The sequence below is a fragment of the Kibdelosporangium banguiense genome (assembly GCF_017876405.1).
GTDB classification, from domain to species: Bacteria; Actinomycetota; Actinomycetes; order Mycobacteriales; family Pseudonocardiaceae; genus Kibdelosporangium; species Kibdelosporangium banguiense.
The window spans coordinates 8381330-8392122 of the sequence record NZ_JAGINW010000001.1 but is presented as its reverse complement, the minus strand read 5'-3'; the positions used below and the strand labels follow the sequence as shown (position 1 = coordinate 8392122).

10 protein-coding genes are annotated in these 10793 nt (G+C 66.1%); 4 read left to right on the top strand and 6 right to left on the bottom strand.

Annotated features, from left to right (window positions below; translation table 11 throughout):
* Positions 1-152 precede the first annotated feature (152 nt).
* Both JOF56_RS38090 and JOF56_RS38085 read left to right on the top strand, forming a co-directional pair.
* Positions 153-815: a LysE family translocator gene (locus JOF56_RS38090; RefSeq protein ID WP_209644272.1), complete on the top strand. Its 663-nt coding sequence runs from the start codon at positions 153-155 to the stop codon at positions 813-815.
* Positions 812-1753 carry a GlxA family transcriptional regulator gene (locus JOF56_RS38085; RefSeq protein WP_209644271.1) on the top strand — a complete coding sequence of 314 codons (942 nt, stop codon included), beginning with the start codon at positions 812-814 and terminating at the stop codon, positions 1751-1753. Before JOF56_RS38090 ends, JOF56_RS38085 begins: the two co-directional genes overlap by 4 nt.
* Before the next feature lie 40 nt (positions 1754-1793).
* On the opposite strand, the gene JOF56_RS38080 is transcribed toward JOF56_RS38085, so the two are convergent.
* Complete coding sequence (locus tag JOF56_RS38080) at positions 1794-2039, bottom strand: DUF6289 family protein (protein WP_209644270.1); 246 nt, start codon at positions 2037-2039, stop codon at positions 1794-1796.
* 147 nt (positions 2040-2186) lie between these two features.
* Entirely contained in the window at positions 2187-4205 is a 2019-nt protein-coding gene (locus JOF56_RS38075; RefSeq protein ID WP_209644269.1) for an alpha-L-fucosidase, read from the bottom strand.
* A gap of 323 nt (positions 4206-4528) precedes the next feature.
* On the opposite strand from JOF56_RS38075, the gene JOF56_RS38070 reads away from it, so the two are divergent.
* Positions 4529-6550 (top strand): WD40 repeat domain-containing serine/threonine protein kinase, encoded by a 2022-nt coding sequence (locus JOF56_RS38070; protein WP_209644268.1) that lies wholly within the window; start codon positions 4529-4531, stop codon positions 6548-6550.
* An 8-nt stretch (positions 6551-6558) separates the two neighbouring features.
* On the opposite strand, the gene JOF56_RS38065 is transcribed toward JOF56_RS38070, so the two are convergent.
* Entirely contained in the window at positions 6559-6789 is a 231-nt protein-coding gene (locus tag JOF56_RS38065) for a DUF6289 family protein (RefSeq protein ID WP_209644267.1), read from the bottom strand.
* Positions 6790-7007: 218 nt separating this feature from the next.
* Here JOF56_RS38065 and JOF56_RS38060 point away from each other — a divergent pair, with 218 nt between their 5' ends.
* Entirely contained in the window at positions 7008-8747 is a 1740-nt protein-coding gene (locus JOF56_RS38060; protein ID WP_209644266.1) for a helix-turn-helix domain-containing protein, read from the top strand.
* A gap of 19 nt (positions 8748-8766) precedes the next feature.
* On the opposite strand, the gene JOF56_RS38055 is transcribed toward JOF56_RS38060, so the two are convergent.
* From JOF56_RS38055 to JOF56_RS38045, 3 genes are read right to left on the bottom strand one after another with little or no spacing between them, the layout of a single operon-like run.
* A complete protein-coding gene (locus JOF56_RS38055) occupies positions 8767-10020 on the bottom strand; it encodes a beta-ketoacyl-[acyl-carrier-protein] synthase family protein (protein WP_209644265.1) in 1254 nt (417 codons plus the stop codon).
* Entirely contained in the window at positions 10017-10445 is a 429-nt protein-coding gene (locus tag JOF56_RS38050; RefSeq protein WP_209644264.1) for a cupin domain-containing protein, read from the bottom strand. The genes JOF56_RS38055 and JOF56_RS38050 overlap by 4 nt, the downstream gene beginning before the upstream one ends.
* A complete protein-coding gene (locus JOF56_RS38045; protein WP_209644263.1) occupies positions 10442-10777 on the bottom strand; it encodes a TcmI family type II polyketide cyclase in 336 nt (111 codons plus the stop codon). Before JOF56_RS38045 ends, JOF56_RS38050 begins: the two co-directional genes overlap by 4 nt.
* Positions 10778-10793: the final 16 nt, after the last annotated feature.

The following is a 10793-nucleotide window of genomic DNA, read 5'->3' as shown; positions in this document are numbered from 1 at the left end:
TCCCACTTTGCTACGTCCTGGTCAATCTTGCCGAACAGAATTGTCGTCGCAGCTGACAGATCGTCCGCAGTGGACAATTGCACTCGATCTGCGGAGGTCATCGCCCAGACCTACACTGGCAATCGGCCCGCCGGAATACGAGGGGAGCTGCGATGCCGGTCAACTACTGGGCATACTTCGGTTTCGCGATCCTCGTGGTGATCGCGCCCGGACCCGATTTCGCCGTGGTGATGAAGAACAGCCTCGCTTATGGCAAGCACGGCCACCAGCCAGGGCTGTACACCAGTTTCGGCGTCGTCTCCAGCCTGCTGGTGCAGGGCCTGGCCGCCGCGCTCGGTGTCGCGGCGTTGATCGTGCAGTCCCAGACGGCGTTCACCGTGCTCAAGATCGTGGGCGCGGTCTACCTGGCCTACCTGGGCATCCAGTCACTGCGATCCGCACTGGCACGCCGTCGTGACGCGGGATCCGAGGACGACAGCCCGTCGGACCAGCCGGATCCGGCGACTCCGCGAATCCTCTTCAAGGCTTTCCGCCAGGGTTTTCTGTCCAACATCTCCAATCCCAAGGTGCTGGCGTTCTACTTCTCGCTGCTTCCCCAGTTCGTCAACACCAGCAGGCCGGCATTGCCGCAGGTCCTGCTCCTGGCGGGCACGCACGCCGGGCTGGCGCTGATATGGCTGGTAGTCGTGGTGTACACGCTGCTCAAGGTGCGCGTGTGGTTCCAGCGTTCCCGCGGCCGCAAGATCCTGGAAGGTGCGGTCGGCGTGGCCCTGATCGGCTTCGGTGTCAGCCTGGCGACCTCGGCGACGCCATGAGGACCGTCGCGGCGTTGCTGATCGAGGACTTCGCCCTGTTCGAGTTCGGCGTGATCTGCGAGGTCTTCGGCGTGGACCGCACCGATGACGGCGCTCCCGCGTTCGACTTCCGTGTGGTCGGTGAACAGGCGGCAACCCCGGTGCGTTCCAGCATCGGCATCCGCACGACCCCCTACTTCGGCCTGAACACCTTGGCAGAGGCCGATTTGGTGGCCCTGCCCGCGTGCACCGTCAGAGACCAATACCCGCCCGAGGTACTCGACGCCCTGCGTGCCGCCATCGACCGCGGCGCGACCCTGCTGTCGGTCTGCACCGGCGCCTTCCTGCTCGGCGCGGCCGGCCTGCTGGACAATCGGCCCTGCACAACACACTGGCGTTTCACGACCATGTTCGCCCAACGCTTCCCCGCGGCCAAACTCGACCCGGACGTGCTCTTCGTCGACGACGGAAACATCATCACCAGCGCAGGCACAGCCGCGGGAATAGACGCATGCCTGCACCTGGTCCGCCGCGAGTTCGGCTCCCGCGCGGCTACAGTCATCGCCCGCCGCATGGTCGTATCCCCCCAACGCGACGGCGGCCAACGCCAGTACATCGAACTACCGGTCTGCGAATCCGACACCCTGCACCCAGTCCTGACCTGGATGCTGGAACACCTCGGCGAAGACCACACAGTCGCCAACCTGGCCAGGCACGCCCAGATGTCCGAACGCACCTTCGCCCGCAAGTTCGCCGCCGAAACCGGCAGCACACCCCACAAATGGCTGACCGGCCAACGCGTCCTGCACGCCCGCCGCCTGCTGGAGGAAACAACCCTCAGCATCGACGAAATCGCCCGCCAATGCGGCTTCGGCACAGCCGCCCTGCTGCGCCACCACTTCCACCGCGGCGTCGGCGTCGGCCCAACCGACTACCGCCGCACATTCTCCCGCCACTGAGGACCCGCAGCGGTCCTCAGTGGACAGGAGGATTCCGGGTTCAGAGGTCGTTGCAGCGGGCTTGGTTGAATTCGAGGTAGCGGGTGCGGGTGCCGCTGCTGGCTGAGTTGCCTCGGCAGTCGACGGAGAGGTAGCCCGCGAAAACGGTGTGTGCCGCGTCCTGGTACCACTGGTAGAGGCAGGTGTAACCGCTTCTGCACTGGGGGATTGCCTGGGCCTGGGCGGCGGGCATCACGGCGACGACACCCAGGGTGGTGGCGGCGACTAGCAGCAGGCGACGGATCACAGTGTTTTCCTTTCCCCGCAATACTTTCCAACATCCGGCGAGTATGCCGTGCTGATGACGATCTCACCGGGGGCAGCATGCGGACACCACCGATCGGTCCCCTAAGGGTTGGTGCGACGGGGTTCTAGGGTGTCACGGCGATCAGACTCAGGGTACCTGGGAAAGGACCTCGATCTCGGCCAACGACAGGACGGTCGGCCCTGTCTGCCGCACCATGACGTGGCGGCCTGGCGCGCCTACGGGGATCTGGGTCGGGTTGCCTGCCCGGGTGGTTTGATGGGAGCTCCATACGCCGGGGGTCCGCGCTTGTTCCTGTGGGGTCTTGGTGGTGTCGAACGGGTTTTCCGAGACGAAGACCCAGTAATCGGACAGACGCTGGGCGCAGCAGTCTGTGCGGTTGTGGATGTTGATCGTGCCGATCTGCTTGGCCGAGCCGAGGTCGACCTGCCACCAGGGCAACGGATCCGGCGCGCTGTCTGTTGTGTGGGTGACGGATCCGTTCGCGAAGTTGCCGTCGGTGTTGCCGTCCACGGCACGGCTCGCGGCCGCGCCGGTGGTGTGCGTGCTTGACTGGGTCGCGGGCTGGTTGAGCGCGAGGTTTGTCGCCCGGCCGTCGTCGTACGCGGAGAAGGTGGCGATGACCGGTTGGGCTCGCGCCCCTGTGACTCGCACCCGCAGTTTCTGTGTGGTCACCGAGTTCTTCAACGGAAGCAGACGCTTGTAGCCGATGGTTGTCTCGGAAGCCACGGTGCGCCAAGCCGTGCCGTCCCAGGCGTCCACGGCGAACGACGTGATCCGCTGGCCCAGGTCGATGTTCTCCTGCAGGCCCAGGACGTTGACCTTCTTGGGCGAACGGAGGTCGACGGTCAGTGTGCCCGTGTTCGACGGCCCGGCCTGCCAGGTTGTCCGCGCCCCGCGCGCGAGGTCTCTGGTGAACACCTTGGAACGCCATTGGGTGAACTCGGCCAGTCGCGTCACATCGGCGTCCGGCAGCCTGCCGGTGTTGTCCGGGGCGACGTTGAGCAGCAGCACGCAGTTGCGGCCGACCGAGCCGTAGTAGATCGACTGCAGCTGGGCCAGGGACTTGGGGGTCTGGTCGGCGTGCCAGAACCATCCCGGTCGCAGCGGGGTGTCGCATTCGGCGGGCAGCCACTTCACGAAGTCCCAGCGGCTTGTGCCGTCCGGGTCGCGCTGGGTCAGCAGGGCGTCGCTGCCCAGGTCCCCGGCGGAGTTGTCGGCCGGCCTGGTCAGCCTGTCCTCGGCGCCGTCGGCCGATCCCTGGAACGGCAACACGCTGTGTTCACCCGGCCGGGCGATACCGCTCTCGTTGCCGACCCACCGCACGTCCGGGCCGCCGTCCTGGAAGATCACGGCGTTCGGCTGGAGCGTACGCACGATCCGGACCCAGTCGGAGTAGGTGAACTTCTCCTTGTTGCCGCCCACCGCGTCGGCGCCGTCCCACCACACCTCGTCGATCGGGCCGTAGTCCGACAGCAGTTCGTACATGGTGTTGAGGTAGAAGCGGTTGTAGTCGTTGGCGACGACCTTGAACGCCGGCCCGGCCGGGCGGGTGCCGTCGAGCCCGATCTCGGGGATGCTGGTCTCGATCGACGGACTGTTGTTGCCGAACCGGCCACCCGGCTGGGCTTCGTGCAGGTCCGCCGGGGACAGGTAGAAACCGACCTTCAGGCCGTACTTGCGCGCGGAGGTGATGAACGACCGGACGACGTCGCCCGTCCCGTTCTGCCATGAGCTGTACTTCACCGAGTGGCGGGAGTACCTCGTGGGGTAGAGCAGGAACCCGTCGTGGTGCTTGGCGGTCAGGATGGCCTGCTTGAAACCGTTGTCCCGCAACGTTCGGGCCCACTGGTCGGTGTCCAGGGCGGTGGGGTTGAAGACGTCCGGGTCCTCGGTGCCGGTCCCCCACTCCCGGTTGGTGAACGTGTTCACGCCGAAGTGGTGGAACGCCGTCAGCTCCATCTGCTGCCAGGCCTTCTGCCGTGCCGACGGGCCGACGCTGCCCGCCTTGGCCAGGATCTGCGCGTCACTGTCGTTCGCCGAGATCGCGACGACCGAGGCAGGCACCGCAGCGCTCGCGGCCACCGGCACGGTCACCGCCCCGGCAACGAGCAGGACAGCGGCCGCACGCCGCAAGCCGAACGACATCGGGTTCCTCCAAATCGTTCGTACAGTCACCGAACGAACTAAAATCACCGCGGCCTGACGATCCCTTGTGGTCACCGATCCGGCGCCATGCAGGCGATTCACTGTCCGGAGTGGCTCAAGGAAAAGCACTCCCAACGTAACCCAGCGTATCGATAACACCTGTTATGGTAATCCGCCATCCGAGTTACCCGGATCGTCCTCAATGGACCGCGAACCGGAGCAGCGGGCCTGATCCATTCGGCGGACGACCTGCGCCGCCACCTCCCGTTCCGCTACCGTGGGCCGGCAACATCCACATGCGGTACGGGGGCGGAAACACAGCCATGGAGGGGTCCCAGGCAACGCCAAGGCTTGTGGGAAACCGGTACCGGCTGGGCACCCTGTCCGGCAGCGGCGGGATGGGCACGGTCTGGCAGGCCACCGACGAACTGATCGGGCGGGCGGTCGCGGTCAAGGAACTGCGTCCACCGGCCGGGCTCAGTGCCGACGAACGGGCGTTGGTCAGCCGACGGGCCCTGCGCGAAGCCCAGACCGCAGGCCGGATTCACCACCCCGGCGTGATCGCCATCCATGACATCGTGCCCGCCGGCGACGACGATGACGCGATCTACATCGTCATGGAGCTGGTCACGGCCCCGACCCTCGCGGACGTCCTGAACCAGACCGGTGCCCTGCCCGAAGACCGGGTGCTCACGCTGGGTGCGCGGATACTGGCCGCGTTGGACGCCGCCCACCGGCTCGGCGTCGTGCACCGCGATGTCAAGCCCGGCAACATCATGGTCCTGCCCGGTGACCAGGTGAAACTGATCGACTTCGGCATCGCCCACGCCATGGACGACACCCGCCTGACCCGCGACGGGATCATGGGGTCGACAGGTTACATGGCGCCGGAGTTGTTCCACGGCCAGGACCCGGCGCCTGCCTCGGATCTCTGGTCGGTCGGCGCCACGCTCTGCCACGCGATCATCGGCCACGGCCCTTTCGACCGCGATTCCACTGCCGCCACCCTGCACGCGATCCTCTATGACGAGCTGCCTCCGCTGCCTTGTCAGCCGCCACTCGCCACGGTGATCACCGGTCTGCTCACGCGCGACATCGACAGCCGGATGACCAGCCGGCAAGCACAGGACCTGCTCGAACCAAGCGAACCTGCTGCGGACTCACAAGACACGCAGGTGGTAACTCCCACACGGGACGCCAACAACGCGACGGCTGTGTACACGGCCAAGGAGAACACCGGGGTCCGCCGTTATCTCATCCTCGGCGCGATAACGGTCCTGGTCATCGTCGGCACGATCCTTCTCATTCCGGTCTTCACCAACAACGCTCAGCCAACTGGACCAGCGTCACCGTCCAGTACGACGTCAGCCGTCCGGTTCCAGCTGACCGGCAGCACCATGACCACACAGACGAAACTCACGCACGCGACAGTCCTCAGCCCGGACGGACGCACTCTGCTCACGATCGTCACCGACGGGCCGATCCGGCTGTGGGACGTGTCCGATCCGGCCAAAGCCGCAGACCTCGGCACCGCGTCGGCCAGCCCTCATTCGGCAGCGTTCTCCGCCGATGCAAGAACTCTCGCGATCAGCGACGGGAACGCGGTGCGACTGTGGAACGTGACCGATCCGGCGCGGCCCGCCCCGCTCGGCAAGCCGATCCCCCATCCTTCCGGCAGCAGCGGCTTCAGCGCGATCGCGTTGAGCGCGGACGGACGAAAACTCGCCACCGCCGACCAGAGCGCCCGAATCCAGTTGCTGGATGTCTCCACTCCCGCCGGACCCGCGACCCTGGCCACGGCCACAGCGGACAAACCGGTCGACTCCATGGTGTTCGGGGCGGACGGACGCACGCTGCTCACCGTGACCACTTCCGAAACAGTGCAACTGTGGGACATCTCCGAGCCCACACGCGTATCCGCGTTGAACCGGTCCCTTTCCGCCAGCAGCGGTGTCAAGTTCACTTATGCCGCGGTAAGCCCGGCCGGCGACACAGTGGCGACTGTCGGCGGGGATCAGGCTGTCCAGCTGTGGAAGGTGTCCGATCTCGCCAATGCCACACCGGCTCCGGCGGCCGTACTTCCGCCCGAGCCGGTTTTCGGTGGAATACGGACCGAACCACTGCGATTCAGTCCCGACGGTCGCTCCCTCGGCGTCGCCAATACCAAAGAGGGAGTCCAGTTATGGGATCTGGCCGACTCCGCCAGGCCTGCCGTCCTCGGCCTGCTGTCCCGCCACGACATCCCTGGCGAACGCGTCGACTCGGCGGTACTCGGCCCGGACAGGCAAACCCTCATCACAATCAGCTATGACAACGGTGTTTGTCTATGGCGCGTCAGCCGTTGACGCGTATGTCAGCAGGGCGGGAAGAACAGGTTGATGTATGTGGTGGTCTCGCCCCACTGACCGCCCGGACCGCTGCAGCCAAGCCACTTCTGGCCGACCAGAGTCTGTTTGCCGCCATCGCTGTAGTAGGCGATCACGGTGAGTGTGTTGGGGCCACCGATCGCATTTGCCGAGGCGGCCGGGATGACAGTCAGGCCGGCGCCGAGTAAGGCGGCAATGAACAGGTTTCGCAGTTTCATAAGGCATTGCAGCATTGCCGCGCGGCGAAACGCGAGCTGCTTTCGGCTCAATCCACTTGCACCCGTTCAGCACGCGGACCCGGTGCGACTCAAGGAGTTCACCGGCCTACCCGCCGTCCAGCCGGGGCAGGCCGGTGACGGTAAGGTCGGATGATCGATCTCTGTGGACTGCGGATGTAGTCGTCATGTGACACGGCAGGAGGAACGGCCAGGTGCCCATGCAACATCGGAGCCGTGCAGGCAAGTGGAACGACTTCAAGGGTGGCACCCCGCAGACCCGGCAGCTGGCGCAGCATCTGCGTGACCTGATCAGCCGCAGTGGCCTGACCTTGAACGATCTCGCCGGCGCGCTGTCGGTCAGCGCACAGACCATCTCGCGCCGGGTCGACGCCCTGGCCCTGCCCGACTGGGAGTTCGTGGCCGCTCTGGTCCGCGAGTGCACGGCAGGGGATGCATTACGCCAGCACACCGCGACAGACGACGCCCGCAGGCTCTGGGAAGCCGCGAGCCCGGCCGAGTCGTGGCCGATCGTCAACCGGGGCTCGGCCGACGAGTCGCTGGTGTCGGTGACGCAGAACACTGTGCGGCAACTCGAACTGCTGGATGAGAAGAACGCCGGGCACGAGCAGTCCATCCGGGCACTTCTGCGGGTCCAGACCGAACTGTGCGACGAGATCACCGATTCGATGAGCCGGTACAACCGGTATCGGCAGGATCTGGTGGAGCAAGGTGTTCCCTCGTTCACCCCCGACCGGCGCAGGCGCAGATTGCGTGACGTGGCGGCGAGAAGGCGCGTGGAAATACTGCGCAATTCACTGACCATGCTCCAGCAGCGGCTGGCAACGACAAACGAGATAGTTTGGCACACCGAGGAGAACCGGGTCGCGCTCACGCGAGAGCTGGTCGCCGCACAGGAATGGGCCGGCCAGCTTCAGGAGGCGTTCTCCCTGCCGAGTTCGGTGTTCCGGCCCATTACGGCCGAACAGACGGCCGGCATTGCGGGTGAGCCTGATTACCGCACCTACATCGACGAGTTCCTCGCGGAAGTCACCGGAAACAAGCCACAGTCGGCCGCCGAGATAGAAACAGTGCTGGACGCCGACGCGCACATGTCGCTCGACGTGTCGTTCAACGCACGTGTCGAGGCGTTCGCGGCATGGCTCGACGAGCTGCTCTTCGCGGCTCGCACCGAGATCGCGACCCTGACGGGGATGATCGAGGCCTGGGTGGCCGCCCAGCTGACCCCGGAGTCCGAACTGGACACGTTCGCCGACGAGTTCGCCCGGATGCCGCCCGATGAGCGGCTGCTTACCCGGATCTGGTTTCCGCGTACCGAACTGGGAATCCTGAAGTCCGTCGCGAGGCTGGCGGCCGCAGCCCAGCAGGAAGGCCCCGTCGACGAGCGCGACTCCGCCCAGGTGATGCTCGAGGAAATGAAGAACATGGCGCACGAACTGGCCATGAGTCTCGACGACCTGCAGCGGACGCTGGCCGGCTGGTCCTCCTGGCTGCATCTGTTCGTGTACGTGTTGAACGAGGCCAGGGACAGCGACCAGATGCTCGTGATCGACCAGGTCGAGGCAAGTACGGCCGCTCGTCCGCATGCGCTGCAGACATATGACACCTCAGCGATCGGCAAACTCGCTCAGGCGTGGGACCGGGATCTGGCCAGGCTGCTGCTGCCTGTGTGCGGCGACGAATTCCTCAAACGACTCAGCCGGGCCGTGGAACGCCTGCACGAGGCGATAACCGATATGACAGGAGCCGATCTCACCGGCGCCGACCTCGACGGCCTCCCGCTGGACGGCGTTCTGTGGTCCAGCACCACGCAGTGGCCTCCGACCTGGGACCTCGAGGTGGCGCAACAGTCGGTCAGGCTGGCTCCGGACACCCACATAGTGGTCAAACCTGCCTACCAGCGCACGGATGCCGTAGGGCTGTCGCATTCGCACGGGTGAGAAGAAAAGGCCGCCACACTCACACTCGGGTGATCACCACCGCGCTCTGGAAACCGCCGAATCCGCTACCGACCGACAGGATCGTGTCCATGGGGTGCTCTCTGGCCGTCAACGGCACATAGTCCAGGTCGCATTCCGGGTCGGGAGTGTGCAGGTTGGCGGTAGGCGGGACCACCTGACGCTCCAACGCCAGGCAGCACGCCGCCACCTCGATGGACCCGATCGCGCCCAGTGAGTGGCCGACCATGGATTTGATCGAGCTGACCGGCCGCTGGTAGGCGTGATCGCCCAGGCTGCGTTTGAATGCCGCTGTCTCGTGCCGGTCGTTCTGTTTTGTGCCGGAACCATGCGCATTGACGTAGTCGACGGCTGAGGCGTCGACCCGCGCCCGGTCGAGCGCGACCGTGATGGCCTCGGCCATTTCTCTGCCGTCCGGTTTGAGGCCGGTCATGTGGAAGGCGTTGCTACGGCTGGCGTATCCCGCCACTGCCGCATAGACGTGGGCACCACGGCGGCGAGCGGCGGACATCTCTTCCAGCACCATCACAGCTGCGCCCTCCCCCAGGACAAAGCCGTCACGGTCCGCGTCGAACGGCCGCGAAGCGTGTTCGGGATCGTCGTTGTTCGGCGAAGTTGCCATGATGGCGTCGAAACAGGCCGAGGTGATCGGTGACAGCGGTGCGTCGGTCGCACCGGCCAGCACTACGTCCGCTGTCCCTTCCTCGATGAGGGCTGCGCCGTGCGTCACGGCGTCGAGCCCGGAGGTGCATCCGGTGGAGATCAGCGCGGTCGGTCCTTCGGCTGCGACCTCCCAAGCCACTGCGACGGCGAGACTACTCGGCACCATGTAGCCGTAGAGGTGCGGCACGCCGTACGTGTGGTCGACGAGCCATCGCCGTCCGTCGTCGGACAGCACGGCGTACTCCTCCTCCAGCCCCATGGTGCAACCCACCGCGCTACCGATGCTGACCGCCAGCCGTTCGGGTTCCATCGACGAGAGGTCGAGGCCGGACTCCGCCACGGCTTCCCTCGTGCACACCACGGCGAACTGCGCGGCACGGTCCATCCGGCGTATCTGCTGTGCGGTCAGCCCGTGCACCCGAGGGTCGAAATCCACCTCGGCAGCGACCTGGGAGCGAAACCCCCCCGGCTCGAACAACGAGATCCGCCGGGTGGCCGTGCGGCCGGCGCTTAGCAGATCCCAGAACGCCGTACGGCCGATCCCGCCGGGTGCCACGACGCCGATCCCCGTGATCACGGCCGTCCTGCTCATCCGGGCCTGCCGACCTCTGGCGGGGGTGCCGCCGGCGCCACTGGTTGTTCGGTGTCGACATGTCCCAGCTCCGGGCGGGGTGCCAGGGGGGACAGGTGGAACACGACCTGCGCCGGTTCGGCGCCGACGTTGCGCAGCCGGTGCCGGACACCGATCGGCACCATCAGCGAGTCGCCCGCCGCCAGCGCCACCGGCTCGCCGTCCAGCAGCATTTCCAGCTCACCCCGCACGACGTGCAGAAACTCCTCGGAGTACGGGTGGTAGTGCTCGGTGACGAACTCCTCGGGCCGCAGCCGGAGCACGCCGCCGAAGCCGGACGTGGACTGCACGGTCTTGGGGCTGAGCGTGACACGGATGTCGCCGCCACGGCGGCGATTGGCAACAACGGCCTCAACATTGACCTTGAGCCGGCGGATCGTGGTCATCGCACGATCCCCTGCTCGGGCGTCCACACGTAGAACGGGTCGGCCATCGCGTCCTTCGGTTCCTTCCACTGTGGATCGTAGGGCGCGACGAGCTCGGCAAGCCTGGTGCTCAGCCCCTGATACAGCGGGTGGTTGCGGGCCTTGTACAGGCTCGGCGAGATGTCCTGGTCCGCCTCGACCAGGTGGAAGTACAGATCGTGGAAGGTGAACAGCGTGCGGCGGGACACCCCGATCATCCGGGGCAGATCGGTCGAGTCGGACTCGCCGAAGGCGTCCGCGATCTCGCCGGGGTCGTCGGTCCGTAGTTTCGCGACAATCAGCGTCCGGTGCACCGGCCGTCTCCTTTCA